The sequence below is a fragment of the Clostridium sp. DL-VIII genome, from assembly GCF_000230835.1.
GTDB lineage: Bacteria > Bacillota > Clostridia > Clostridiales > Clostridiaceae > Clostridium.
In genome coordinates this window covers 3,571,821-3,595,681 of the sequence record NZ_CM001240.1, presented here as the reverse complement: position 1 = coordinate 3,595,681, position 23,861 = coordinate 3,571,821, and the positions used below count along the sequence as shown (strand labels likewise).

Below are 23,861 nucleotides of genomic sequence, written 5' to 3'. Positions count from 1 at the left end.
CACATAAATAACAAGTCCACTTGCAAGGCTATTTTGGACTCGTTATTTATTTTCATATGCCTAAATATTTCACAAAAGGATGAATTAAATGTCAAAATACTATTCTCAGGATATTTTGTATTATATTGATGCCATTTTAAAGTACAGTAATTATAGCAAGGCTGCCAAATCACTTTATATTTCTCAACCTCACTTGACACAGAGTATTAAAAGGATAGAAAGTCAGTTAAACTGTGAGCTTATAAGTCGTAACAAGCTGCCATATAGATTAACCGAGCAGGGGAAGATATATTATCAGTATTTAACTTCAATAGAAAATAATTATGCGAGGCTCATTAGGGAAATATCAGCTGTGTCTGATATAGATAGCAAGGTTATAAAGATAGGAGTGCTTCCTAGCCTTGGAACCTACCTTTTACCTCTTTTTTTACCAAAGTTTTTGGATATACATCCAAACTGTAGAATAGAGCTTTCAGAGGCTTTACCAGAAAAAAACGAGAAACTCATTCTGAATGGTGAATTGGATTTTTGGCTTGGACAAAATTCAAGAAATATTTCTCCGAGCTTAAACTCGATTACTTGGGGCAGACACGGATACCGTGCTATTATTCCTCGCTGCTGTGATTTATATCGGAAAGACATCGCCATTATTCCAGAAGGAACTATCGACATAACCAAGATATTATCTCAAAAGCTGATACTAACTTCCAAAGGATCTGCTATAAGAAAGCAGATAGATCAGTTATTAAGCATTTATAAGGTGGAACCAAAAATCATAATGGAAAGCACCGAAATCAATACTGCACGTAACCTTGCAGCGAGTAATTTAGGACTGACCTTTATACCAGAAAGCGTCTATGTAAAGGAGTGTCCATCTGAATACAATATATATCAAATTCCAATTGATGAGCTGAATTTAGATTATTTTATATCATATCACAGTGAAAAAAAACTAACTGATATTGATAAAGACCTTATAGATGCATTTCTAATTCATGGACAAAATAATTACACTATAGGAGAACAAAATGAATGAGTATACGAAGATAATATATCTTATGGGAACAAAAATCTCACTATATATAAAGGGAGAATCTGCTGAAAAGCTTGCAGAAAAAGCTTGTGATATGCTGATTAATTATGAAGAAGTCTTTAGTGCTAACAGTGATAACTCACAGCTTGCCATGCTAAAAAAAACAGCTACACTAGCTCCGCAAGAAGTGGATGATGAGCTATATGAGCTGATAAAAATAGGGAAAAAACATAGTCTGTGTGAGAATACATATTTAAATATTGCAATAGGGCCATTAATAAAATTATGGAGAATAGGTTTTAAGGAGGCACATGTACCAGAGAAAGAAACTATAGCAAAGGTACTGGAACTTTTAAATCCTGAAAATATACAACTAAATGATGAAAAAAAGACCGTGTATTTCTTAAAAAAAGGCATTGAAATAGACCTTGGAGCCATAGCTAAGGGCTATTTTGCTGATAAAGTTATGGAATTATTTAAGGAAAATGGAGCTGTTTCAGCTATGGTAGATATGGGAGGTAATGTTCTCGTTTTTGGAGACTCACCATCAAACGGTGGTAACTGGAATGTTGGAATACAAAATCCGTTTCTACCAAGAGGAAATGCTGTGGCACTTGTCAAAATAAAAGATCAATCAGTTGTAACTTCCGGAATATATGAAAGAGTATTTGAAAAGGAAGGACGTAAATACCACCATATATTTGACAGCAAAACAGGCTACCCAATAGAAAGTAATATAGCTTCTTTAACTATTATTGCTGATAAATCTCTAGACTGCGATATATATACTACAAAATTGTTTGGATTAGATGCTGCTTCAATTATTCATAAAGTTAATAAAATTAAGGGCATGGGTGCTGTTGTAATAACTGTGGACGGAAAACTAGCCTATACAAATAATCTTATAGGAAAAATATCTCCATTAACAATGTAAGGCACTATCAAAAATATAACTAGAAATTTGATTGCCAGTTATATTTTTGTGGTTTTGATTGCAATGCTACCCTAATAAAAAACACAACCGCCTGTAAATACTATTTAAGCCACCTACAGGCGGTTGTGGATTTTATGGTGCAGGCGAAGTATGAGCTTTGAAATTCACTATTAACTAATATTATAAATAACATAATTTCCTTCATGTATTAATTTTATAGAAGTATATAGTAATCCATTTTTTATTTGTATTTTTGTTTTCATTATATACTCCTTCTAATTCCAATATGTTTAATTTTCTCTATAATAATGCTTTCATTTTCTGTACTATACACTAGTTGACCATTTTTACATTTTGTAAATTCCTTCATAGCTTCTCTGCCGTCTTTTATTGCTTTTATAATTGCAACTTCATCAACATATGTAGTTTTCTCATCTTCATGATATTCCACAATTTCAAATTTAACAAATTGATTTGGATACATTTCTATAACTTCTTGCCATTTCATTTGAATCAACTCCTTTATATCAAATACTAGAATCTTATTCTCGATTTGCATCTCTATTTTATACAATCCGTACTTATCATCTTTTATTTTAATTATAACTTGCCATATAACTTCTTAAAATAAAAATTTCACTTTGGATCAATACTAATGGCATTTTAAAACAATATTTTTTGTAAATATCATTTCTTCCAAAAGATCTCCCCCCAACAAAAAATGCACACCCCCTAACTCAAGAAGAATCGGTGGTATGCATGTCCAACATAAAATTCTATAAATCTAAGCTAAAAACTTAAAATTTTTTACCACAGTTTGTCCTACAAGACACTGAAAGCCAATGAAATAAGTGGCTTTGCATTGTATCAAAATTCTAGTTCTTATTTGGTGTCGGCGAAGCGTAACCTTTGAAATCCACCATAAATTATGTTCTTATTAATAATATTTCATTTATTATTTCAAATGCTTTCTTAAAAATTCTAATGATTCTGCTATTATTTCATGTGTTCTATCATTATCATTAAATAAATCAAATGCATGTCCACCTGTAGAATGATTAAAGATATCAATAGTTAAATTATTTTTCAATCCTTTTGTAATAAACCCATCTATTGATTCATTAATTATTTGATTATCAAGTCCTGCTCTTACAATAAATAATGGTGGACTTCTACTTGCATCAGTTCTTCTTTATTTGTAGATTTATAAACTATACTTTTTTGTATATTAACATTTTCAATATCATCAATTTTATAAACTATCTCTTTTTTTAAAATTTCTTCAAAACTTAACATATTATTTTTCCCTTCTTAAAATATTACTATCATACACTAGTTATATATATAATAATGTAAAATCTAATTATCATTTAAATTACTTAGTTCTCTTAATAGGTATCCAGATTTCACACCTATAATCATTAGCAGAAGTATCACCTATAGGTAAAACATCCATGTCTGGTGCACAATCATGCTCATATCCCATTGAAGGCATCCACTCTGAATATATTCTTCTAAGAAGATTATGTGCTGCCTTAGGCATTGGCTCTAATTTCTAAAAAAGCAACTGATGTAAATTATGAAATTTCTAAAGTTTTATTTGAAATTATTATATCTAAGTGCAATCGCCAAATGCGAAGGATTCTAAATTTACCAAAACAATTGATAGCAGTTGACTCAACTACTGTGACCGTAGGTGAAAACCGTCTTAAATGGGCAAAATTTAATGGCAAGAAATCTGGGATAAAACTTCATGTATCTTTAAATATTAATGACTTTACACCAAAAAAAGTTATTGAAACTATTGCTAAAAAGCATGATGGACCGATAGGTGAAGGTTTAATAGATGTACATTCTATTTTAGTTGAAGATAGGGCTTATGAAAATCATGAGAGATTTGATATGTTTAAAGAAATAAAACAATCTTTTGTTATAAGAATAAAAAATAATACAATACTTTCAAAAACAAAGAAATTGAGAAGTTTAGGAGTAGTAGAAAATTCTTCTGTAATTCGAGATGTTACATGTTATTTAGGAAAAGAGACTAAAAAAACTCAAAATAGATTTAGAGTAGTTGAATTTACTGATTATTATGGTAAATCAGTAAAAGTGTGCACTGACCTAATGGATATTACTCCAGAAAAAATAGCAGAAATATATAAGGAACGTTGGAAAATTGAAACCTTCTTTAAATTTATCAAACAAAACTTGAATATAAAAAGAATATTTGGAACAACTAAAAATGCGGTCTATAATCAACTCTTCATATCATTGATAGCTTATGTTTTGCTTCAATTTACTTATGTTGAAACGACTAAAAATTTAAAATATGTTAAACTATCATTCATTCAATTTATAAGAAAATTGAATGAAAAAAATCTTAATGTCGAAGTCTATATATCTACTAACATCATGATGACCTTGTGTCAATAAATTATATATTACTCTTGAGTTCTTCCCCATTTAGATAATTCAGACATCACTGACGAAAGTTCCTTTCCTCTCTCAGTTAATGAATATTCAACTCTTGGGGGAATTACATTGTATTGTGTACGCTTTATTATATTATCTTGCTCTAATTCCTTTAATGATTGCGAAAGCATCATATCCGTAATTCCATCAACTTGACGCTTTAACTCATTATACCTAACAACTTCATTTATCATTAATATTCTAATTATATAAGGTTTCCATTTACCACCTATAATATCTAAGGTATTTTTTACAGGACACCCCATTCCATTTTTTGAATTACATTCTTTGTTTGAATCATCCATTTCCTCACCCCATACTAATATTTTGTGTATTATCTATATAAAATACTATAAATACTATTTTATTAATTTCATTATAATCTATGCTAAGAAAAAACTTAGTAACTAAGAAAAAACTGCATTCTTGTCATAAGAATATTAATTGATTAGAATTATAGCATACCCAAGCTAATTAATAAAGGAGTGTATATTATGAATACATTAGATTCAATTATCAAAAGAAAAAGCGTTCGTAGTTTTAATAATGAGCAAATATCAAAGGAACAATTAGAAAAACTTATCCAGGCTGCAAATGCAGCACCTATAAGTGGTGGTGGACATGCAGATTCAGCTAGACACATAGCAGTTGTTCAAAAGGTTGAAGTTTTAAAAGATTTATCAGATGTAGTTGCAAAACTTGTACCTATACCTAATCCAAATCCTTTATATGGTACTAAAACTTTAATTGTTTTTTCTGCTCCAAGCAATCAATTTAAAGCTGAACAATTAGATGTAGCTTTATCCGCACAAAATGTATCAATAGCAGCAACAGGTATGGGATTAAATTCTGTAATCATGGCAGGTCCTGTATATGCATTTAATGCTAGTGAAGAGTTAAAAAGTAAGTTAAATATTCCTGAAGGTTATACACCTTATATTTCAATAGCAGTTGGAAATACTGACGACACATCTGTTAAAACTAGAGAATTTGATGATACAAATGTTAGTTATATATTATAATTAATGACTATAAAGAAAGTGGGGTGACTTAAAATAAATATCAAAGTTATGTATCATTAAAGGACAGGTAACACTAAAAAAATTGCAGAAGCCATAGCATCTTCAGTTAACGTTAAAGCGGAGGCCATAGATAATAAAACCACATTGTTAGAACCAGTTGACCTTTTATTTATTGGCGGCGGAATATATTGGTGGAACATGGATAAAACAACTAAAAGATTTATTGAAACATTAGACAGATCAATTGTTAAGAATGCTGTGGTTTTCGGAACAATGGGCGGACTTGATAAAGCAATAAAAGATATGATAAATCTACTGAGAGAAAGAGAAATAAATACAAAAACTGAAAGTTTTTCATCCAGGGGGAAAGCATGGGTTTTTATTAACAAAAACTATCCCAACAAAAATGATATTGAAGCAGCTAAAGTATTTGCAAAAAATATTGTAAAATCCTTGATCTAAATATATTGCTAAGGGTTCAGCTAGACTATGCCAAGTAAAGAAAGCAATACACATTGTTCCAAGATAGAGTGAATACTTGCAGAGATCAGTTGAGTCCTTGAGCGGAAAGATGAGAATATAATGAATTATATTGATAATACAATAAAAGATTTACAAAAAATATGTGTGGAATGTAAAAATTATGGAACAGACCAGTGCATTATATCCAAATGTAATATTGGGTTTGCTTTAAGTGTTGCAAATTCAATACAAAAAAATGGAATAACATTCATCAATGATGGTTTGCAACTTATTCCCAAAGAAGATATGAAACATTATGATAATAGAATGGTGGCACGATGTATAGCATCCATATGTAAATCATGTAAGCAGTGTATGAAAGGCCATAATGAAAATTGCACCGTTTCATTAGTTAGGAGGTCTATTGAAAGTATAATTTTAAAGGAAATAATTCATTATCCAGGTAATATACTAACATATATTATTAAAGTTTCAGAACAAAATCAGGATTTTGCTAATTTAATTAAGGAAGAAATTCAGCTACTAGATTAAAGAATTTGCTGATTTTAATATATTTGTGGAGAGATTGTAAAAATTGCTCTAATTAAACCATTAGGATATACTTGTCTCGTTCATTACTACAACTAAAAACACAGAATAATTTATAATAAAAAACAATATGAGGAGGTAATATTATGCCATTTATTACAGTTGAATGCAGTAAAGACCCAAAATGGGATAAGACTAAACTTGCTGAGGTTCTTACAAAAAAGCAAGTGATATTTTGGAAATAAACCAAAGTCCTATTGCTACTATAATTAAAGAAAATAGCCTAGATAATCTTGCACTTGGTGGTAAGCTTTTATCAGACTCGCTGGCGAGCAAATGAAATCTAAGTAAGCCAATTTATAATAATTGTTACTTTATCTCTTTCACCCTGCCCACAATGCCGCTTTCAAGCATCACTTTTATGCCACGATGATGCTCTGGTGAATTAGTAAGTATCTTTCCCACTATTCCTTCTGTCAATTTTCCTGTACGTTGATCCTGCTTTTGAACAACTAAAACAGTTGCTCCTATTTTAATATTACTTCTCTTTGTTCCGTTCATTTCAATTTCCTCTCATCTATGATTAATATTTATCCCATTGTACACTAAACTAATTATTATTTAAACCTTTCATATAAAACTTCTTACCTTAGCACATCTAAATTTTTTATATAGTTTTTTCAATTACTCCATAAATAATTGAACCGCTTTTTTTGCCGCCATAATATTTTTCTATTCCTAGCTTTTCAAACTCATTAGAGCCTTGTCTTTCTTTAATAACAACTCTTTTTGCACATACTCTAAGTGCTTCCATTAAAATATTTTTTGTTAACCCTTTGTGATCTGCAAAATCTCTAAAGGAGTTTATTGATGTTGACTTTCTATTTGGTTCTTTAAACATAGGATCAAAATATACTACATCAAAACTATTATCTCTTTGCTTTAAAATATAATCTTCATATGATTCATTAACAACCTTTATATTATCTATAGCTTTACCATTAACACCATTATAGTTTTCTAATCCACATTTACTTAAATAAGCTATATACTTATTAATTTCCGTCCCTACTACATATCCCTTTTCTCCAACAACTGCTGAAAAGACAAGAGAATCACCTGCAAGACCTAATGTACAATCCAATATACTATTTCCTTCTTCTAATTTTGTTGCCTTTATTATAGCTTCCTTATTTCCTTGTCTTATTGATTTAACCTTAAGTTCTGACATATTAGGATGCCAAAACAGTGCACTATCTTCTCCCTTTATAACAATCTTATCTCTTTCAACTACTAATAAATAGTCAAAGCCATCTTTCAAGATTGTTTCCTTGATACTAAAAGTACCTCTTTTTATATATGATATGTTTAAATCTTTAGATACATCTTTTGCTTTATAATTTAAACTCTCATCTGCATCTCTTGTAGTAGTAACTGCAATCTTCATTTTTCCCTCTCTGTCTTTCTTCATATATATTGTAAAAATAATTGCGAATTTATAATTATAAAATATATTGTTATTCTTTTGTTCTAACAAACATTATACTATATTTCAGTTGAAATATGAGTTTTCTTTATAAATGCCGAAATACAATATTACATTTTGCATAAATAACTCATAGTATTATATAGAGTTATCGCACTGAATAATTAAAAATATTCTCTTTCTTGATTTTGACATAGAAGTTAAAAGCAAAAAAAGTGCTCCATCTAACCAAGATTAGCACCGTTTCTTAATTAACGTTATTAATTTCATCCAACACTCTGTGAAAGTGAATATGCTGTAGCTTTATGATTCTTTACGTGATTGATTTTGCATATTCCTAATAATTTCATGGTGTAAAGATCATTTTATGACCTTGTTTTTTTCAATCTTGATGTATAAAATTTATTAATAGTGGTAATTTTAAATATAAAAGGAGTTTTTTATATGCTTATTTATAAACATAATGAATACGAATACATATATGATGATAATACCATTGGTAATTCAATGGAGATAAGAAAAGATGGAATAGTTGTTGATAATATAGAATCACCTATATCCAATTTAAAAGATGCAAAAAATCTTGAAAATACAGTAATAATGTTAGGATTAGATAATCAAGTATAGTATCTTTTCTATAAAACTAGAGTCTTTCAATGCTTATGTAATTTTCTGGATTCATATGAAATAGTACAACATTATGATGCTCTTCAGCTATTTTTTCGAATGGGCAGAGAAATATAAACTCTCAATTACACTTCTTTACCATTTTCCCATTCTTACATTGTGACATCATTTTGATTTAAAAATTTTAATAAATCATTATTCAGCTGCACAATTTCGTTGTTTGCACTACTGGCATAATCCGGCAACATCATATCCTTTACCATTTTAGTCCGAAGTCACATCATAAAGAAAAAATCTAGAATGAAATTTGGACATTTAAGCACAATTTTAAATGCAGATGGGTTAATAGCAACTCCAGCCTTTTGTATTGCCCTTAAATATGCTTTTAAAGTGATTGTTATTTTGTGTGCCGTTTTTCTGATTCTAACTGTTTCTTCATCAATTATCTTATTTTTAAAATATAAACTACCCAACAGTGCAACTGAAATTACAGAAAAAACAAGGCAAGCGTTTATAGATGTTTTTTGTGAGTTATATAGTCAAAAGCCCATTGAAAAAATATCTGTTCAAGATATTGCCAACAAAGCGGGATATAACCGTAGCACATTTTATCAACACTTTCCTGATATTTACGAATTATTAGACTCTGTTGAAAGCGATTTATTGACCTACATGAAAGAGGAATTGACAAATATGAAAAAATCTACGGCTTCTATCCAAAATGCACTTAATTGTATAGAAAATAGCAAGCATATCTCAGTTCTCAAGGCTCTCTTGGGTGACTATGGGAGTGTTCATTTTTTAGAGCGCTTGAAAAGAGAAATCCCCTTTGATGGATTGGACTTGAACTTTCAAGAATATGATTTCTTAAAGCCATACTTGATTGAATTTTACATATCAACATCCCTTTCCTTATTTCGCCTTTGGATCAAGCAAGAAAAGGATTTATCCTCAGAAGAATTTTTCAAGTTAGTAGATACCCTATATAAAAATGGGATAACGCCTTATTCTAAAAAATAATGGGCATATTCCTGCAAGCCACCAAAATGCATAAATTTTACTGCTCATATGTTTCCACTAACTACTGAACTATAAATCATCCACACTTCCTACCAGTGGATATGTCTACATAAAAAAAGGGGCAAGGTCAGTTTTTTAACCGACCTTGCCCCTTTACTATATTCTTAGAAATATAGTAAGCCTTTCAATTAGTACTACTTTGTTCATAAATCAGTTCATGAATATGCTATACTCTTCTATTTTTCAGACATTTAATAATTAATTGCTCAGCATTTGATATTATATTATAGTTACGCATTACTTGTACAAAAAAATACCGCAAATTCATCTGAATAATACGGTATTTCAATAAATACTAATTTATGTTAATGCTCCCTTTTTAACAATAGTCCCATGCTTATCTTCACTGTGTTTATAGATCCAAGCAAACGCCCTTTTGTTCTTTCGTTATTGTACAATTTATCGGTTATCATAATGAAAGGGAGTATCAATAAAAATCTTTCGATACTGCTTCTGTCGCTTTATTAATAAAATCAGCAATTTTACTTGGACTTTCCTTCATACCACTATTTACCCACTTCTCTATTACGGCTATAGTGCCATATGCGGTAAATGTGTACCAATTATCAAATAGTTTTTGATCAATATATTTTTCTTCCTTCTTCCATTTCTCAATATTTAATTCGTGGCTGATATAAAGAATACGTTCTAATAATTCTTTATCCCCGTTCTCTGAAAATAATACTCCACATATATTGCTATTTGCTTTTATATACTTGCAAATTTCATATGATAGTTTTTCATAAGTTTCAAGGTTCAAAGTACGTTCCGCAACCTGTCTGATTTCTTCATATAACTCACCTTCAATATTTGAAAGAAGTTCAAACTGATTCGCATAATGTGAATAAAAAGTATTGCGATTGATATCCGCTTTTTTGCATATATCTGTCACTGTAACTTTGCTGATAGGACGCTCTTTCATAAGTTCCAGTAAACTGTTTTTTATAACCCTCTTTGTATATCTCACCCGGCGGTCTGCTTTTTCGTATGCCATAATACCGTTGCCAAAACCTTATAAAACTTTATAAAACTTGTTTAATTCCCTGTTCAATGTGTCCGATTTTGTAATTCTAAAAGAATATACTACTTTTATTGAAGTAATCTAATCTGCTTTTCAAGTTTTATAATTTTGCTAGTTTTGACAACCTTCCTCCCTTCTTTATTTAACTCATATTTTCTTGATATTTTGCACTGCAACCTACGTAATCTTTTTTCTAATTTCTTAACTAATCGTGTTTTATTTATATTAGAATCCCTATAATTCTTAATCTTCTTCATTTTAAGTATTAACTATAATCTCAGTAATAATTCCACATTTACTACATAGATTTTCTATAATTTCAAATCCCAAAATATTTTCTTGCCTTAAACTAAAAAAATGATTGAGTTGTTCTTATTTACCCTGCCTAAATAATTCAGTGAACGAACAACACTTATCTGATTTGTAAGATATCGAACGTAATGTTATCGAACTGCCTGTTGATTAAGTAGCACTGTGTACTTATAATATATTTAACAGCTAACATATTTGAACGTTCAAATAAATTATAATTTTAAATGGAGGTAACACAATGGGAAATATAACTATAGTACCTGTATGGATTATTCAAGATATTTTAGTTCTAATCATCGCCACATTAATGGTCTTCTATATACTTAAAAACGAAGAACGTCCAAATGTTGTATTAATGCAATTCATATGTTTTGTCTTTTTCTACGCCTCAGCCTTTGAAAATGTTTCGGCAACTATGGGAGTTATGGGGAAAGAGGGGTTTTACTCATATGGGCACAGTATCCTAATGATATTCAATATACCAATAACTGTTCCAATTATCGAGTTTCTTATAGTTTACTCAACGTTGCGTGTTTTAAAGATGGTCAATATACCGTCATGGAGTAAACCATTTATTGTTGGACTCATGGCTATGATTTTTGACTTTTCCATGGATCCAGTGGCTATTAAACAGATTTTTCATACAGCGGAAGGAGTTATCGGAAGGTGGAGCTTTATTCCTCTTCCTGGTGAACCTTTAATATATGGTGAACCTGTCATGAATTTTACAGGATGGATTTACATAGGTGGGTACTGGACTGTATTCATATTACTAGGTGAATGGTGGCATAAAAAGAAAAACTATAGTAATCTAATTGGATACATATATCCGTTTTTGGCTGCAATTCTTTCTCTAGCCTGTTTAGTTTCACCTTTATCCAACTTTTTTAATTATATGGGACCATTTTTCTCCAGAGCTTCTAATATGCAATGGGTAATGTTGATATCTCTTTCTGTAATTTCAGCGGGAGTTTTAGTGTTAGCCTTCGTCAAGTTCTGGGATCGTAAGGTCATTAGTTCTATGGATTACAAAAAAGATTTTCCTATCATGTTTACATTCCTGGGTTTTCCACTGGTTAATACCATATTTTGCATTATAGGTGGATACATGCAGGTACTATGGCTTGTTGTTCTGGCACAGGTGTTATTATTGCTATGCTGGATTGGAATTCATATTTTGAGTAAAAAAGTTATTCTCAAGAAATGAAGTGCCCCAACAAGTTAGATAAATATTCGCACAATAGAATTTTATACCGTCTTATTCCATTGAGGCATTAATTAGAAACCAATGAAAATCTCGGATGTCATCTATAAACAGGGCAAAAAAAATCGGGCTGAAAAACGCATTTTTCAGTCCCGATTTTTTCTCATTTTTCACTTTAAAACCACTACATATTGTGATTGACCTGTCTCGCTTGACCTTATAGCCACTATTCGGCATCAAAATTACCGTCTCCACGTGAGTTGTATGTGGAAATACACAAAAACCCCATTTATTTATAATACGGTTTACCATAACGTGTTTAACGTAGACTTAATAAAGTTAATAATTTGAATTTGGAATAATATAATTAGATAAACTTAGGGACTTGAGCTCCGTCAAGTCAATTTCCTTCCCTATTTTCTAACCCAAGAAATAATATATTTTTTATTATCTTGAGAGGAAAGCTTAAGTTTCTCCCAATGCCCCTCTAACCCTAATTCTGCTGAAGTTAACTCAAAATGACACATAGCTATGCCCATATCTATTTTGTGCATATCATTATAACTATCACTTTTTGAGTCTTTACTTTGTTCTAAATAAAAATCGTATGAATTAGAACTTTTAATTATTCTCCAAGGTTGCTTGTTTGCTGCTGAAGGTGCAAGCCTTACCATTTGAAGAGGAATAAAATACTCTAAGCTTTCCAGCTCCTTTAACGGTGTATTGAAATCTACATCAAAGAATAGTTTAGACCAGGCTTTTCTATTTTTAGAACCTACCATAAACCTAACGAAAGTATCCATGCCTCTTCTTGCTTCACTAGGATACCCTACAGGTATAACTATTGGAAGGATTTCATTATCTTTAAGCTCCATAACCTCTGCAAATTGACCTTTATTAAAGGTACCACCTAGCCAACATGTACCCAAATTTAAATCAGTTGCATACAATACTGCTCTTTCCAATGAATATCCTAAATCAACTAATGCATTATCTGATTTTGAAATTGATGAGACTATGAAAGTAGAAGTTCCTTTTATAACACCATAGGTTCCAAGCTTTAAATCTGAATCTTTAGAGTTTATCAGCTTAACTCGTATATTTGTGCCAAAAGGTGCTTTAACCTGATTTATAACATCTATTATGCTATCTCCTGTTGTTTTGTCCAAAGCCACTCCATTATATGACCTCATAGATGTTCTTGCTTTAATAACTTCTGTAATTGGCTTCTTGAAAATCGGATTATCTAAATTCATATTTCAAAACTCCCACCCTTTTTATTTTATAGTAAGTCCGCATTTGAATTGCTAATTTGCGTGCTAAGAATGTAACTTTAACTTAGATATTAATCCTTTAGTTATGAATTTAACTGCACCAGCCTGACAATATGTTTGATTAAGATATGATTGTGATTTGTGAGCCTCTCGACATGCTTTACAATTCCCGTGATTTTTACAGCTTTTATTAATACATTTACAGTTCGGATTTATAGTTGACATATTTACCTCCTAGTAATAAATATTTATTTAAACCAATTATTCTAGCAACCTATATTGCAAAAACAACTCGTGTTGCTTATAATGATTATAAAATTAGCTTATATATTTTTCAACCAACAAAATTCATAAAGTGTTGCTTATAAAACACTTTATTTACAATATGAGTTTAACTAAAATTATTTTAAATGAGGTAATGATATGTCAGTAAATATAAATAATCCTAGAGTAAAAAGAACCCGTGATCTTATTATCAATGCTTTTATTTCACTAGTTACTAAAAAAGGCTTTGACTCCATTACAGTCAAGGATATTACTACAGCAGCCACCATAAACCGTGCAACCTTCTATGCACATTTTACAGATAAATATGCACTACTGGACACCGTCATAGTAGAGAAATTCTCTGAGATCTTTTCTAATAAGCTACAGAGCGAGATGCGTCTAAATGAGAATACTATACGAATCCTCATTCTTTGCGTTTGTGAGTACTTTGAAATGGTAAAAAACATCTGCAAATGCGGTTTTGACTCTATTTTACCTTTAATAGGAGATAAAATAGTTTGTGAGCTATATTCTACGATTTATGCATTGCTAATAAAAGACAATGACTTAGCTGAAAATGAAAAAATACGAGCCCAATTAGTTGCAACAATGATGAGCACTTCTATTTATAATGTAATTTACAAATGGGAAGTTCAGAAGAGACCAATACCTCAAGAACTTCTAATTTCTGAGATTATTGGATTTGTTTTTACCGGTATGAATACTTTAAAAGGATGAAAAGAGCACTATATCAAATAGTGTTCTTTTCATTATTTATTATGCCAATTTTATTAAACTTTTTTCAATAATATTCGCTGTATTTTGATTATACTAAACATCAAGTTCTTAAATGCTTATTCTAAAAATAGTCTGCGTCATTTGTGGTACGGTTCTCCGTATCAGTAGCAAACGTAATTTATAATTTTATAATTAAAACTTCTAATAAGTCAACAATCAATGAATTCCAGCTATTTTATGTATAGTGTCCCCATATCTACAGGGCTGATCTTCCGATTTGATTAAGGATACTGATCCTAGGCATATCCCGCAACATCTCAGTTGCCTCTTTAAGACCTGATTTCGCAGCACTCATGTGAGCTTGAAAGGCTTCTACATTTTCCCATTCTTGAATTGAGTATAATGTACCTTTATCACTACTGTCTTCAAAAATTTCATAGCTCAAAAGTCCAGGCTTTTCCGTTGTTGCTATCGTTGTCATGAACACCTTTCGTGCAACCTCTTCTTGACCATCTTTTGCATGAATTTCAATGAATATTGTTACGCTGTTATAGTTTTTGCTATTTTCCGATATGTTCATACTGCTTCCTCCTCTTTTTCTGGTTTTTCTAATTTGGCTGAACTATTATCTTGCTGGGTTCACATAAAAATCAAGATATTCCTCATACCACATGTCACTAATTAAATCCAATTTATTTCTTTTAAGTATATATATTATTAATCATTATTTATATTTACTTATTAAATTTGATCATGAGATTTTTCAGAGTTTGTGTTGTTTGTTTTATGAGTCCTACATCCTCGTTAGTAAGGTTATTTAATATACTGATAGATGACTTAATTAGTTCTGCTGCTGACTCATCTAAAAAATTTTTTCCTTCATCAGTAAGTCGGATCAAGAATACTCTCCTGTCGCTGCTGCTACTTATCCGTTCAACATAGTTCATCTTAGTAAGCTTATCAATTAACACTGTTATGTTTGGTTTTGTAACATGGAGAATTTCACTCAAATCACTCATTGGAAGTTCTTTTCCGTCCACCAGTGCATGTAAAATCCCAAAATGTGTTCTGCCCAGTCCTGTCTTATTTAATTGCTCATCAATAAATTTAAATGCTTTACTGTTAAATTCATTAAGAACATTTGAAAATTCCCTAATCATTAACAACATTTCATCATTTTGCAACTTATCACTCCCTTAGATTTTTAAATATATATATTCTAATAAATTCTATTCATTCAAATCAATCTGTATTTTAATTAGTGAAGATAGGTTGATTTTTCATGTTATGAATTTTATTAATTAGAACTTATATACATTAATAATATTATACTTGCTCCTCATCATATATAGTTAAATATTTAATAGTTAAACATTTAACTATATTTATAGTAATACACTATTTGCTAAATGTCAAGATATGAATTTATATACTAAAAAGCAGACTGGACGCACTGATAACTTATTTAATTGCTTTTTAAACTTTTGTATTAGGGTTTAAGTATTGACCATGTTTCTTTGTATTCTTTCCATACTGAATAGCAAATTTCGGACATCTGTGCAGACATCCAAGGCACATGATACACTGCTTCTTTACCCACACAGGTTTATTCTCCTTCATTTCAATGGCATTGGCAGGGCATTTTTTTGCACAATAGCCACAGCCTACACAACTGTCCTCCAACACAAAATGTGATGTCTTGCTTTGATTTCCATACATACTATAAGATATTCTTGCAGCAAGCATAGGCATTTTATGGCGCATATGATTACCTGTCACGCGCCTTTTTACCTTATTAATTACTTCCACAATCTCATCTTCTGCACTGTTATTTCTAGCTTTTACTTTCTCTTTATCAGACAAATCAAAATGAGGTGTCCATACATCCGGCATTCTAATACTGAACATTGCATCAATGTGCTGCCCACTTTCTTTAAGAAACTTATCTGCCATATTTCCTGATTGTCCTGTTGTTGTCCCATAAGTTGAAATGTAAAACAGATAAATATGCCCCTGCATCGCAACTTTTGTCAAAAATTCTTTCACATTTTTAGGAATGCCCCAAAAATATGTGGGAGCAACAATGCCTACGGCCTCATTTTCCTCAAAATTATACTCAAAACTGTTATCATCAATACACTTCACAATATCTACAGTACAAGTGCTTAATTCCTTTGCCACACTCTCTGCAACATACTTACTGTTTCCAGTTGCTGAAAAATAAAAAATCATTCCGATACCTCCTATTTCTGATATGGTTTGCACGATAACGCCTCTATATTTTAATCCTGTTTGTTTACAAAGACTGATAACTCTTATCCACCCCTCTATCGATTTAATACTTCTGTCCGTAAAAGTCTGAACCAATTGCTTAACAATTTTAAGTAGTGATTTTAAATCATCAATCTCACTACTATCCAGAGCAAGGTAAAAGTGAATACCTGTTTTGTTTAATCTCCCACAGCAGTTAGTATTTGGTGCAGTTATTGGAATATAGTGCTAACTGCTGCATATCATATTACTATATATTTTATTTAATAAAAACTTTCATTAGTTTGTTATAAATTGGATTAATCATATAACCTGTAGGACTATGTGAATATCTTTTTCCTGTATTTAGTTGGTTAATTCTATCCATTTCTTCACTAGTTAATTCAAAATCGAATAACTGAAAGTTTTCTTTAATTCTTTTTGGGTTTGATGATTTAGGAATGATAATAATATTCCGTTGTATATGCCAGCGTAAAATCACTTGAGCTACTGTTTTATTATGATTCATTGCAATCTTCTTAAGCTCAGGATTTTTAAGCAATTCTATATTCCCTTGACCTAATGGAGCCCATGCCTCATGCAGAATTTGATGTTCAATAAGATAATCATGCAGTTCATTTTGCTGAAACTCTGGATGAGTCTCTATTTGATTAACCATTGGCATAATCTTCGAATATTTCATCAGCTTTTCCAAATGCTGTATTTCAAAATTTGCAACTCCAATCACCTTAACTTTACCTTCTACATACAATTCCTCCATGGCCCTCCACGCCTCTACATAATGTGGTGCTGCAAAATGGATGAGGTACATATCAAGGTATTCTACTTTCAGGTTTTTGCAGGTTTGTTCAAAAGCCCTTTTAGTAGATTTATAACCAAGATCCGTATTCCATACCTTTGAAGTGATAAAAAATTCTTCTCGCGCTATCTGGCTTTTTTGAATTTCCTTCCCTAAGCTTTCCTCATTCCCATAAATTTTAGCAGTATCAAAATGTCGATAACCAACCCTTATAGCCTCTCCCACTGCACTTTCGAAATCTTCGCCTTTTGTTAGTTTGTATACTCCGAAACCTATTTGTGGAATTTTCACACCATTTGCTGCTTCCATTTCATTATTAATCAAATTCATTTACTTTCTCCCTTCAAAATGGATTATTTAAACTCTCTCTTGATTCTTAATTTATTTCATTCCCTCTTCCAGCACTCAAACATAGATTCCTCTATATGTGAAAATAGCTTCTTTAGTAGATTTAAATCGCTTGTAGCTGGATTAATATGATAAAAATTCATTGTACCTTGCTTTACCATATTCACAACTTTTGCTTCTTTTAGTACTTTTAAATGATGTGAAACGGCTGGAGGGGACAAATTTACTCCTTTAGTTATTTCTCCTACTCTCATTCCAGGAAATGTGCCCTTCATTAAACATAATATAATTAATTGTCTTGTCTCATCTCCAATAGCAGATAGTACTGCTTTGCATTCTTTAAACTCATTTTCTAATTGTTTTAAATCCACTACTTCATTCATTGTAAAACTCCTTTAACTAAAGATATTTAATACTAATTTATTAGCTCTTTTCACAAACTTAATTAATTTTTATATAATGGTTTAATCTTTTAATCCATCATAGCAAGATGTAATTTCATTATCAACATTGAGAAAGTAATTCGAGACGAATATCTTAATATATTTCTAAAGCAAAACTATATCTATATAGTAAAATAGAAAAAAAAGAAGCCCCTTCATCTGAGGATTCTCCTTATTTATTATTTATTAAATATTGCTTTCCAATTCTTTTTGTATCTTTATCTTTCCTATTTTCTAACCCAAGAAATAATATATTTTTTATTATCTTGAGAGGAAAGCTTAAGTTTCTCCCAATGTCCCTCTAACCCTAATTCTGCTGAAGTTAACTCAAAATGGCACATAGCTATGCCAATATCTATTTTATGCATATCATTATAACTATCACTTTTTGAGTCTTTACTTTGTTCTAAATAGAAATCGTACGAATTAGAACTTTTAATTATTCTCCAAGGTTGCTTGTTTGCTGCTGAAGGTGCAAGCCTTACCATTTGAAGGGGAATAAAATACTCTAAGCTTTCCATCTCCTTTAAAGGAGTATTAAAATCTACATCAAAGAATAGTTTAGACCAGGCTTTTCTATTTTTAGAACCTGCCATAAACCTAACGAAAGTATCCATGCATCTTCTTGATTCACTAGGATACCCTACAGGTATAACTATTAGAAGGATTTCATTATCTTTAAGCTCCATAACCTCCATAACCTCTGCAAATTGACCTTTATTAAAGGTACCACCTAACCAACATGTACCCAAATTCAAATCAGTTGCATACAATACTGCTCTTTCCAATGAACATCCTAAATCAACTAATGCATTATCTGATTTTGAAATTGATGAGACTATAAAGGTAGAAGTTCCTTTTATAACACCATAGGTTCCAAGCTTTGTATCTGAATCTTTAGAGTTTATCAGCTTAACTCGTATATTTGTGCCAAAAGGCGCTTTAACATGATTTATGACATCTATTATGCTATCGCCTATTGTTTTGTCTAAAGGCACTCCATTATATGACCTCATAGATGTTCTTGCTTTTATAACCTCTATAATTGGCTTCTTGAAAATCGGATTATCTAAATTCATATTTCAACACTCCCATCCTTTTTATTTTATAGTAAATCCTCATTTGAATTGCTGGGTTGTGTTCTAAGAATGTAACTTTAACTTAGATATTAATCCTTTAGTTATGAATTTAACTGCACCAGCCTGACAATATGTTTGAGGTGTAGTTTTTTTACGCCAGACATCTTACGAGCCTCTTTTGAAGCTTTAACACCATCCCCCACAAGAATTATCATTCCATCTTCTGTATAAATCGGAGCGAAGCTTTTAACAATTTCACACCACTTGTTTGCAATAGTTTCGAGTGTCCATGAAGAAGCATGAAAAAAATGTATCATCGTAGCATATCTACTATGCGAAAGATTCAAATCGCGAATTATTGATGTTAATCCAAATGAATCTGAACGTAGCATAAGGCCAATTATAATAATGACAAACCAGTTAAATGAAGCTTGCCTTGAAAAACATTCTTTAAAGTTAGCTAAAATTTTATTTAATAAATTTCACATAAATCTATAGTTACTCTACCAATATTGTGATAAACTAATTTTAGTTAATTCTTTTGATAGAGGTTATCTCCTTTTTTTCTTAAGCAATTAAAAGGATACTATAAATTTACCCAAAAGGGTTAACTTTTTTTATAAAACTTTTGACTGTCCAGCACTGTTAAAGAATATGCTTATATAAAAAATATGTGTTACTCTACTGCTATTCTCAAAAAGAAAACTATTTTAATAAAAATCCTTAATAATATTTCATTGTATTATTAAACATAAAGTATAACAGCTCCAAGGTTAATTTTATCCTTGGAGCTGTTACTATTTCTCATAATAATATCAATATTTCATTTGCCTACTCAAAATTAAAATTATTCAAAACCTCTGTAGTTTTTTCCTCATAATTATCAACCACCTGATCTATTCCATCACAAATATATTTTAAGCTGCATCCTAGGCATTTATCTAATATACCATCCTCTAACAAAGAACATTTCAAAGCATCATCAAAAGTAGAATTTCTAATTGCCAATGCTATTTGCTTTTTATCAAAAACTTCTCCTACTTCTGAGTTAAGTCTAATTTCATCTCTAATCATATTTAAGCACCTCCAATAATTTATCTGCAGATCTAAAAATTTAACAGCTGCTATTATGGATATATGTTTTATACTGTACCATAACATTAAATTCATCATTAAATTTGTATACTTAGTTTCTTAACCCGCATTTCACAAGCAAATTCTTATATTCTTAAGTTCTAATATTCTTTTATTCTTATATTCTAAAAAATTCATATTCCTAAATTCTTTAGAATTTTAGAATCTCTAATAAATAGCCATATATCCTTTAAGAGAATACATAAAAATGCTGTTATTACTGCCAAAAAGGAGGGCATATAATTTATGGCTAGAAAAAAAACATCAAAAGTTCCTAAAAATGATTTTGAATATGATGAAGGTGAAGTATATGGATTTACTAACGAAGCTCCTATAGCTGGTGACTGTATATCTTCCTTTTCTTTTGATGATTCTGATGCTGATAAGATTCAAGCTGATTCTAAATTTGAATCAAATAATAAAACTGCTATTCACGAATCTCCTAAAACTAATACAAAATCAACTATTACTTTTGGTAATAGTGACAATACTAAAGATAATACAACAGATCGTGCAGAAACAAAAAATACGCTAAGCTCTACAAAAGATATATTTGATAATAGAAGAACTCCTCTTCCTAATGGTGCTGCTCCTGCTATTGATGGGGAAACTCCAACTATTAAGCGAAGCTATACTCTTAGAAACTCTACAATAAGAAAAATAAATGAATTAAAACATCTGCATCCTGATATAAGTGTATGTGTCAGCACCATAGTTGATATTGCTATAGACCATTATCACAACTACATTGTAAATGAAGGCGGCACTCAATAATTATCCTAATCCAATTACTTTCAACTGATTATTTTTTCTAAAAATAGAATCATCAATTTTCCATCATATATCCTTTATAGGAGGTGATAAATTTATGGAGGTAAATGAATTAATGAATCTTATTATTAATAATGGGTTTCCAGTAGCAGTATCTGCATATTTGCTAATACGCTTAGAGAAACAAATTATTAGCTTATCAAGTTCCATTAACAAATTAAATACCATAATATCAGCAAAACTTGGGGTTCCTCTAGATGTAGATTCTAGTGATGATTCTCATAAAGTAGCTTGAATAAAGGCAATAAACATTTTGAAGTGGGTGTTTATTGCCTTTAAATTTGCTTATATACGAACGCCAAAATTAAGTAATTCAATTTGAATTTTGATTATAAAGTGATACATAAGTTAAGAACTATACGTCCCAAATACCAATAATAGTTTTAAAAAAATGTTGACCCTAACATCATGTCATAGTGTAATATAAAAATAGAGTTTGAAGATATAAATTAAAACTCATAGCCGGCAGAGTATTAGGAGTATTGATAGCTCTAAATTCATATTTGGAGGGAATAGCCATGAGAACAGTAAAACAAGTTTCGGATCTGACAGGAATAAGTGTGCGCATGCTGCATTACTATGATGAAATAGGATTGTTAAAGCCAAGTGCAATTACAGAATCAGGTTACAGGCTTTATGACAATGAAGCGCTTGAAACCTTACAGCAAATTTTATTTTTTAAAGAACTTGATATACCATTAAAAGAAGTTAAAGAAATCATGGTTAGTCCTTATTTTGATAAAATGCAGGCTCTGGAAAATCAAAAAAAGCTGCTGATTTTAAAACGAGATAGATTGAATGATTTGATAGAGCTTATAAATAAAACCTTAAAAGGAGCGAATACTATGAGTTTTAAAGAATTTGATATGACCGAATATTATAATGTATGGGAAGAATTTAAGAAAGAAAATAAAGATAGAGTAATTAAAACTTGGGGAAGTATAGATAAATTTGATAAGATGATTGAACACATGAAAGCTAATGAAACTAAAATTGCTAAAAACGCTATAAAACTTTATGGCAGTATAGAAAAATGTGCTGAAGCCATGAGGAAAGATTTTACTAATGAAAGGTTAATAACTATGGGAGAAAAATATGATAAGTTTGAAAATGATTTTCTTTACCATAAGAATCCTAAATTAAATGAATTGTATAAAAAGCTTACAGCAGATTTAAGTAAAGAACCTTCTTCAAATGAAATACAGCAAATTGCTAAGGAAATAACAGATATTGTTAAAAAAGACTATGAAGTTTTTAAAATGGATAGAGGGGATAATCATTGGTACCATATGATGTCCATGACAGATCCTAAGTGGATAGAAGCAGCAGATAATAACTACGGAAAAGGTGCAGCTAAGTTTATTAAAGAAGTTTTTAAAATTTATTTGAGGGATAAGAAGCCTAAATTAGATAAATTATATGAAAAGCTTGCATCAGACTTAAGTAAAGATCCTACTTCAGAAGAGATTCAACAAATTGTTGAAGAAATAGAGGATACAACTAAAAGGAATTATGAACATTATAGAATGGATGCAGGAATAAACTATAAGGCTTTATTATCCAATATGGCTGATATTTATTTATCAAGTGCCAATAAAGATATGAATGTTGTAGATATGAAATATAGTAAGGGTGCAGCTAAATTTATTGGAGAATCTCTAAAATTTTATTCTGAAAATAATAAGTAATGAATTAAAACGGTATTTTAAGCAGATGATAATAGACTAAATATTCAATATGACATATCATAAAAAGCACTAGTAAAGTGCTTTTTAGTTCGCATTAAATTACTAACTCACCTCTTGTTTTTTCTAGTTCATCTAAAATGGTATCCAACTTTTCATTCATTTGTTTATTCCTTTTTATAGCTTAATTTCAACCCATAAAGACTTAAAGAAGCACCATCATACTCAATAATTACTGAGCCATCCTTTAACCTATAAGCTATTTCTGAAAATCTAAATTCTTCATGTTCACTTAAATATCTGTACTCTGCAATTAGCGTTTTTGATTCATATCTTCTCTTTTCCACTTTTATGACCACCTTTTCTTTTTAGTTCCTCTTCTCCCATATTTTATTATGCCCACTTATAGAAATATTAGACATTATTTATGTATAAAAAAAGTGCCTTTTAGGCACTTCTATTTTTTATAATTTATTCTCCAATACATAATTTCATGTAACCTCTTATTGCCTTACTAACGTCTTTTCCATTCCTATGACAATATGCCTCAAAGTCTTCATATAACTTAATTTCACATTCCACATGTAGCTGCTTTGTTTGTGATTTTAATTTTTTAATCCTCTTCATATTTTCCATTATTATTCCACTCCTTCTCTGTAAAATATTCTAGCCAATAATTTAAATTCTTATACTTAAATTACTTAAAAAATATACAAATAAGTACAAGCTCTCGCGAATATTTGTTCGTAATTTAGGCAATAATTATAATATCAACTTAAGAAAGGATTTT

General features: G+C 30.4%; 31 protein-coding genes and 3 pseudogenes. 14 read left to right on the top strand and 20 right to left on the bottom strand.

Annotation, left to right across the window (positions count from 1 at the left end; genetic code table 11):
• Positions 1-88 precede the first annotated feature (88 nt).
• Positions 89-1,036 carry a LysR family transcriptional regulator gene (locus CDLVIII_RS16595; RefSeq protein WP_009170602.1) on the top strand — a complete coding sequence of 316 codons (948 nt, stop codon included), beginning with the start codon at positions 89-91 and terminating at the stop codon, positions 1,034-1,036.
• Complete coding sequence (locus CDLVIII_RS16590; protein ID WP_009170601.1) at positions 1,029-1,967, top strand: FAD:protein FMN transferase; 939 nt, start codon at positions 1,029-1,031, stop codon at positions 1,965-1,967. Before CDLVIII_RS16595 ends, CDLVIII_RS16590 begins: the two co-directional genes overlap by 8 nt.
• Before the next feature lie 262 nt (positions 1,968-2,229).
• Here CDLVIII_RS16590 and CDLVIII_RS16585 read toward each other — a convergent pair whose 3' ends face one another.
• The 4 genes from CDLVIII_RS16585 to CDLVIII_RS30790 form a co-directional block, all read right to left on the bottom strand.
• Entirely contained in the window at positions 2,230-2,475 is a 246-nt protein-coding gene (locus tag CDLVIII_RS16585) for a hypothetical protein (RefSeq protein WP_009170599.1), read from the bottom strand.
• Positions 2,476-2,922: 447 nt separating this feature from the next.
• On the bottom strand, positions 2,923-3,057 hold the full coding sequence (locus CDLVIII_RS32590) for a hypothetical protein (protein ID WP_278245854.1): 135 nt from the start codon (positions 3,055-3,057) through the stop codon (positions 2,923-2,925).
• A 59-nt stretch (positions 3,058-3,116) separates the two neighbouring features.
• The gene (locus CDLVIII_RS31400; protein ID WP_009170598.1) at positions 3,117-3,263 is read right to left on the bottom strand and encodes a hypothetical protein; all 147 of its coding nucleotides are present in this window, start codon (positions 3,261-3,263) and stop codon (positions 3,117-3,119) included.
• Between the two features lie 79 nt (positions 3,264-3,342).
• Positions 3,343-3,510 carry a GyrI-like domain-containing protein gene (locus CDLVIII_RS30790; protein WP_144005383.1) on the bottom strand — a complete coding sequence of 56 codons (168 nt, stop codon included), beginning with the start codon at positions 3,508-3,510 and terminating at the stop codon, positions 3,343-3,345.
• Between CDLVIII_RS30790 and CDLVIII_RS16580 the strand changes: the two genes are divergently transcribed.
• Positions 3,510-4,400, top strand: a complete 891-nt coding sequence (locus tag CDLVIII_RS16580; RefSeq protein WP_009170597.1) for an IS4 family transposase — start codon at positions 3,510-3,512, stop codon at positions 4,398-4,400. The two genes, CDLVIII_RS30790 and CDLVIII_RS16580, sit on opposite strands and share 1 nt — an antisense overlap.
• An 8-nt stretch (positions 4,401-4,408) precedes the next feature.
• Here the strand turns inward: CDLVIII_RS16580 and CDLVIII_RS16575 are convergent, their stop codons facing one another.
• Positions 4,409-4,744, bottom strand: a complete 336-nt coding sequence (locus CDLVIII_RS16575; RefSeq protein ID WP_009170596.1) for a helix-turn-helix domain-containing protein — start codon at positions 4,742-4,744, stop codon at positions 4,409-4,411.
• Between the two features lie 189 nt (positions 4,745-4,933).
• On the opposite strand from CDLVIII_RS16575, the gene CDLVIII_RS16570 reads away from it, so the two are divergent.
• From CDLVIII_RS16570 to CDLVIII_RS16560, 3 genes and pseudogenes are all read left to right on the top strand, one after another.
• Positions 4,934-5,461, top strand: coding sequence for a nitroreductase family protein (locus CDLVIII_RS16570; protein WP_009170595.1), 528 nt, complete (start codon positions 4,934-4,936; stop codon positions 5,459-5,461).
• A 72-nt stretch (positions 5,462-5,533) separates the two neighbouring features.
• Positions 5,534-5,923: pseudogene (locus CDLVIII_RS16565) on the top strand (flavodoxin domain-containing protein); the annotation flags it as partial.
• Positions 5,924-6,043: 120 nt separating this feature from the next.
• A complete protein-coding gene (locus CDLVIII_RS16560; RefSeq protein ID WP_009170594.1) occupies positions 6,044-6,475 on the top strand; it encodes a hypothetical protein in 432 nt (143 codons plus the stop codon).
• A gap of 366 nt (positions 6,476-6,841) precedes the next feature.
• On the opposite strand, the gene CDLVIII_RS16555 is transcribed toward CDLVIII_RS16560, so the two are convergent.
• Entirely contained in the window at positions 6,842-7,033 is a 192-nt protein-coding gene (locus CDLVIII_RS16555; RefSeq protein ID WP_009170592.1) for a YwbE family protein, read from the bottom strand.
• A gap of 106 nt (positions 7,034-7,139) precedes the next feature.
• Positions 7,140-7,919, bottom strand: a complete 780-nt coding sequence (locus tag CDLVIII_RS16550; protein ID WP_009170591.1) for a class I SAM-dependent methyltransferase — start codon at positions 7,917-7,919, stop codon at positions 7,140-7,142.
• Positions 7,920-8,402: 483 nt separating this feature from the next.
• Between CDLVIII_RS16550 and CDLVIII_RS16545 the strand changes: the two genes are divergently transcribed.
• A complete protein-coding gene (locus CDLVIII_RS16545) occupies positions 8,403-8,585 on the top strand; it encodes a hypothetical protein (RefSeq protein WP_009170590.1) in 183 nt (60 codons plus the stop codon).
• A 300-nt stretch (positions 8,586-8,885) separates the two neighbouring features.
• Positions 8,886-9,605, top strand: a complete 720-nt coding sequence (locus CDLVIII_RS16540) for a TetR/AcrR family transcriptional regulator (RefSeq protein ID WP_009170589.1) — start codon at positions 8,886-8,888, stop codon at positions 9,603-9,605.
• Positions 9,606-10,092: 487 nt separating this feature from the next.
• On the opposite strand, the gene CDLVIII_RS16535 is transcribed toward CDLVIII_RS16540, so the two are convergent.
• Together CDLVIII_RS16535 and CDLVIII_RS30000 are read right to left on the bottom strand one after the other, a co-directional pair.
• Positions 10,093-10,659 carry a TetR/AcrR family transcriptional regulator gene (locus CDLVIII_RS16535; RefSeq protein WP_009170588.1) on the bottom strand — a complete coding sequence of 189 codons (567 nt, stop codon included), beginning with the start codon at positions 10,657-10,659 and terminating at the stop codon, positions 10,093-10,095.
• 101 nt (positions 10,660-10,760) lie between these two features.
• Positions 10,761-10,913, bottom strand: a pseudogene (locus tag CDLVIII_RS30000) (RNA-guided endonuclease TnpB family protein); the annotation flags it as partial.
• Between the two features lie 323 nt (positions 10,914-11,236).
• Between CDLVIII_RS30000 and CDLVIII_RS16530 the strand changes: the two are divergent.
• The gene (locus CDLVIII_RS16530; protein ID WP_009170587.1) at positions 11,237-12,205 is read left to right on the top strand and encodes a carotenoid biosynthesis protein; all 969 of its coding nucleotides are present in this window, start codon (positions 11,237-11,239) and stop codon (positions 12,203-12,205) included.
• A gap of 410 nt (positions 12,206-12,615) precedes the next feature.
• On the opposite strand, the gene CDLVIII_RS16520 is transcribed toward CDLVIII_RS16530, so the two are convergent.
• Positions 12,616-13,458 carry a nitroreductase family protein gene (locus CDLVIII_RS16520; RefSeq protein ID WP_009170586.1) on the bottom strand — a complete coding sequence of 281 codons (843 nt, stop codon included), beginning with the start codon at positions 13,456-13,458 and terminating at the stop codon, positions 12,616-12,618.
• 63 nt (positions 13,459-13,521) lie between these two features.
• Positions 13,522-13,701: a hypothetical protein gene (locus CDLVIII_RS16515; RefSeq protein WP_009170585.1), complete on the bottom strand. Its 180-nt coding sequence runs from the start codon at positions 13,699-13,701 to the stop codon at positions 13,522-13,524.
• A 198-nt stretch (positions 13,702-13,899) separates the two neighbouring features.
• On the opposite strand from CDLVIII_RS16515, the gene CDLVIII_RS16510 reads away from it, so the two are divergent.
• Positions 13,900-14,481: a TetR/AcrR family transcriptional regulator gene (locus CDLVIII_RS16510; protein WP_009170584.1), complete on the top strand. Its 582-nt coding sequence runs from the start codon at positions 13,900-13,902 to the stop codon at positions 14,479-14,481.
• A gap of 256 nt (positions 14,482-14,737) precedes the next feature.
• Here CDLVIII_RS16510 and CDLVIII_RS16505 read toward each other — a convergent pair whose 3' ends face one another.
• From CDLVIII_RS16505 to CDLVIII_RS16480, 6 genes are all read right to left on the bottom strand, one after another.
• Positions 14,738-15,061, bottom strand: a complete 324-nt coding sequence (locus CDLVIII_RS16505) for an antibiotic biosynthesis monooxygenase (RefSeq protein WP_009170583.1) — start codon at positions 15,059-15,061, stop codon at positions 14,738-14,740.
• 154 nt (positions 15,062-15,215) lie between these two features.
• Positions 15,216-15,641 carry a MarR family transcriptional regulator gene (locus tag CDLVIII_RS16500; protein ID WP_182629380.1) on the bottom strand — a complete coding sequence of 142 codons (426 nt, stop codon included), beginning with the start codon at positions 15,639-15,641 and terminating at the stop codon, positions 15,216-15,218.
• Between the two features lie 316 nt (positions 15,642-15,957).
• The gene (locus CDLVIII_RS16495; RefSeq protein ID WP_035301824.1) at positions 15,958-16,713 is read right to left on the bottom strand and encodes an EFR1 family ferrodoxin; all 756 of its coding nucleotides are present in this window, start codon (positions 16,711-16,713) and stop codon (positions 15,958-15,960) included.
• A gap of 298 nt (positions 16,714-17,011) precedes the next feature.
• Positions 17,012-17,881, bottom strand: a complete 870-nt coding sequence (locus CDLVIII_RS16490; RefSeq protein ID WP_009170580.1) for an aldo/keto reductase — start codon at positions 17,879-17,881, stop codon at positions 17,012-17,014.
• A gap of 56 nt (positions 17,882-17,937) precedes the next feature.
• Positions 17,938-18,282: a metalloregulator ArsR/SmtB family transcription factor gene (locus tag CDLVIII_RS16485; protein WP_009170579.1), complete on the bottom strand. Its 345-nt coding sequence runs from the start codon at positions 18,280-18,282 to the stop codon at positions 17,938-17,940.
• Between the two features lie 287 nt (positions 18,283-18,569).
• Entirely contained in the window at positions 18,570-19,421 is an 852-nt protein-coding gene (locus CDLVIII_RS16480) for a nitroreductase family protein (RefSeq protein WP_009170578.1), read from the bottom strand.
• Positions 19,422-20,062: 641 nt separating this feature from the next.
• On the opposite strand from CDLVIII_RS16480, the pseudogene CDLVIII_RS32100 reads away from it, so the two are divergent.
• Positions 20,063-20,170, top strand: a pseudogene (locus CDLVIII_RS32100) (sigma-70 family RNA polymerase sigma factor); the annotation flags it as partial.
• Positions 20,171-20,252: 82 nt separating this feature from the next.
• On the opposite strand, the gene CDLVIII_RS16470 reads toward CDLVIII_RS32100, so the two are convergent.
• Positions 20,253-20,495: a hypothetical protein gene (locus CDLVIII_RS16470; RefSeq protein WP_009170577.1), complete on the bottom strand. Its 243-nt coding sequence runs from the start codon at positions 20,493-20,495 to the stop codon at positions 20,253-20,255.
• A 306-nt stretch (positions 20,496-20,801) separates the two neighbouring features.
• On the opposite strand from CDLVIII_RS16470, the gene CDLVIII_RS16465 reads away from it, so the two are divergent.
• From CDLVIII_RS16465 to CDLVIII_RS16455, 3 genes are all read left to right on the top strand, one after another.
• Entirely contained in the window at positions 20,802-21,329 is a 528-nt protein-coding gene (locus CDLVIII_RS16465; protein ID WP_009170576.1) for a hypothetical protein, read from the top strand.
• 94 nt (positions 21,330-21,423) lie between these two features.
• Positions 21,424-21,621: a YvrJ family protein gene (locus CDLVIII_RS16460; protein WP_009170575.1), complete on the top strand. Its 198-nt coding sequence runs from the start codon at positions 21,424-21,426 to the stop codon at positions 21,619-21,621.
• Between the two features lie 283 nt (positions 21,622-21,904).
• On the top strand, positions 21,905-23,074 hold the full coding sequence (locus CDLVIII_RS16455) for a MerR family transcriptional regulator (RefSeq protein WP_009170574.1): 1,170 nt from the start codon (positions 21,905-21,907) through the stop codon (positions 23,072-23,074).
• A gap of 164 nt (positions 23,075-23,238) precedes the next feature.
• Here CDLVIII_RS16455 and CDLVIII_RS16450 read toward each other — a convergent pair whose 3' ends face one another.
• Together CDLVIII_RS16450 and CDLVIII_RS31395 are read right to left on the bottom strand one after the other, a co-directional pair.
• Positions 23,239-23,418: a hypothetical protein gene (locus tag CDLVIII_RS16450; RefSeq protein ID WP_009170573.1), complete on the bottom strand. Its 180-nt coding sequence runs from the start codon at positions 23,416-23,418 to the stop codon at positions 23,239-23,241.
• A gap of 124 nt (positions 23,419-23,542) precedes the next feature.
• Positions 23,543-23,707, bottom strand: coding sequence for a hypothetical protein (locus CDLVIII_RS31395; RefSeq protein WP_009170572.1), 165 nt, complete (start codon positions 23,705-23,707; stop codon positions 23,543-23,545).
• Positions 23,708-23,861: the final 154 nt, after the last annotated feature.

Excerpts from the sequence above, each read along its gene's own strand:
- CDLVIII_RS16595 (WP_009170602.1), top strand. The coding sequence starts at position 89 with ATGTCAAAATACTATTCTCAGGATATTTTGTATTATATTGATGCCATT.
- CDLVIII_RS16590 (WP_009170601.1), top strand. The coding sequence starts at position 1,029 with ATGAATGAGTATACGAAGATAATATATCTTATGGGAACAAAAATCTCA.
- CDLVIII_RS16585 (WP_009170599.1), bottom strand. The coding sequence starts at position 2,475 with ATGAAATGGCAAGAAGTTATAGAAATGTATCCAAATCAATTTGTTAAA.
- CDLVIII_RS31400 (WP_009170598.1), bottom strand. The coding sequence starts at position 3,263 with ATGTTAAGTTTTGAAGAAATTTTAAAAAAAGAGATAGTTTATAAAATT.
- CDLVIII_RS30790 (WP_144005383.1), bottom strand. The coding sequence starts at position 3,510 with ATGCCTAAGGCAGCACATAATCTTCTTAGAAGAATATATTCAGAGTGG.
- CDLVIII_RS16575 (WP_009170596.1), bottom strand. The coding sequence starts at position 4,744 with ATGGATGATTCAAACAAAGAATGTAATTCAAAAAATGGAATGGGGTGT.
- CDLVIII_RS16570 (WP_009170595.1), top strand. The coding sequence starts at position 4,934 with ATGAATACATTAGATTCAATTATCAAAAGAAAAAGCGTTCGTAGTTTT.
- CDLVIII_RS16560 (WP_009170594.1), top strand. The coding sequence starts at position 6,044 with ATGAATTATATTGATAATACAATAAAAGATTTACAAAAAATATGTGTG.
- CDLVIII_RS16555 (WP_009170592.1), bottom strand. The coding sequence starts at position 7,033 with ATGAACGGAACAAAGAGAAGTAATATTAAAATAGGAGCAACTGTTTTA.
- CDLVIII_RS16550 (WP_009170591.1), bottom strand. The coding sequence starts at position 7,919 with ATGAAGATTGCAGTTACTACTACAAGAGATGCAGATGAGAGTTTAAAT.
- CDLVIII_RS16545 (WP_009170590.1), top strand. The coding sequence starts at position 8,403 with ATGCTTATTTATAAACATAATGAATACGAATACATATATGATGATAAT.
- CDLVIII_RS16540 (WP_009170589.1), top strand. The coding sequence starts at position 8,886 with ATGAAATTTGGACATTTAAGCACAATTTTAAATGCAGATGGGTTAATA.
- CDLVIII_RS16535 (WP_009170588.1), bottom strand. The coding sequence starts at position 10,659 with ATGGCATACGAAAAAGCAGACCGCCGGGTGAGATATACAAAGAGGGTT.
- CDLVIII_RS16530 (WP_009170587.1), top strand. The coding sequence starts at position 11,237 with ATGGGAAATATAACTATAGTACCTGTATGGATTATTCAAGATATTTTA.
- CDLVIII_RS16520 (WP_009170586.1), bottom strand. The coding sequence starts at position 13,458 with ATGAATTTAGATAATCCGATTTTCAAGAAGCCAATTACAGAAGTTATT.
- CDLVIII_RS16515 (WP_009170585.1), bottom strand. The coding sequence starts at position 13,701 with ATGTCAACTATAAATCCGAACTGTAAATGTATTAATAAAAGCTGTAAA.
- CDLVIII_RS16510 (WP_009170584.1), top strand. The coding sequence starts at position 13,900 with ATGTCAGTAAATATAAATAATCCTAGAGTAAAAAGAACCCGTGATCTT.
- CDLVIII_RS16505 (WP_009170583.1), bottom strand. The coding sequence starts at position 15,061 with ATGAACATATCGGAAAATAGCAAAAACTATAACAGCGTAACAATATTC.
- CDLVIII_RS16500 (WP_182629380.1), bottom strand. The coding sequence starts at position 15,641 with ATGATTAGGGAATTTTCAAATGTTCTTAATGAATTTAACAGTAAAGCA.
- CDLVIII_RS16495 (WP_035301824.1), bottom strand. The coding sequence starts at position 16,713 with ATGATTTTTTATTTTTCAGCAACTGGAAACAGTAAGTATGTTGCAGAG.
- CDLVIII_RS16490 (WP_009170580.1), bottom strand. The coding sequence starts at position 17,881 with ATGAATTTGATTAATAATGAAATGGAAGCAGCAAATGGTGTGAAAATT.
- CDLVIII_RS16485 (WP_009170579.1), bottom strand. The coding sequence starts at position 18,282 with ATGAATGAAGTAGTGGATTTAAAACAATTAGAAAATGAGTTTAAAGAA.
- CDLVIII_RS16480 (WP_009170578.1), bottom strand. The coding sequence starts at position 19,421 with ATGAATTTAGATAATCCGATTTTCAAGAAGCCAATTATAGAGGTTATA.
- CDLVIII_RS16470 (WP_009170577.1), bottom strand. The coding sequence starts at position 20,495 with ATGATTAGAGATGAAATTAGACTTAACTCAGAAGTAGGAGAAGTTTTT.
- CDLVIII_RS16465 (WP_009170576.1), top strand. The coding sequence starts at position 20,802 with ATGGCTAGAAAAAAAACATCAAAAGTTCCTAAAAATGATTTTGAATAT.
- CDLVIII_RS16460 (WP_009170575.1), top strand. The coding sequence starts at position 21,424 with ATGGAGGTAAATGAATTAATGAATCTTATTATTAATAATGGGTTTCCA.
- CDLVIII_RS16455 (WP_009170574.1), top strand. The coding sequence starts at position 21,905 with ATGAGAACAGTAAAACAAGTTTCGGATCTGACAGGAATAAGTGTGCGC.
- CDLVIII_RS31395 (WP_009170572.1), bottom strand. The coding sequence starts at position 23,707 with ATGGAAAATATGAAGAGGATTAAAAAATTAAAATCACAAACAAAGCAG.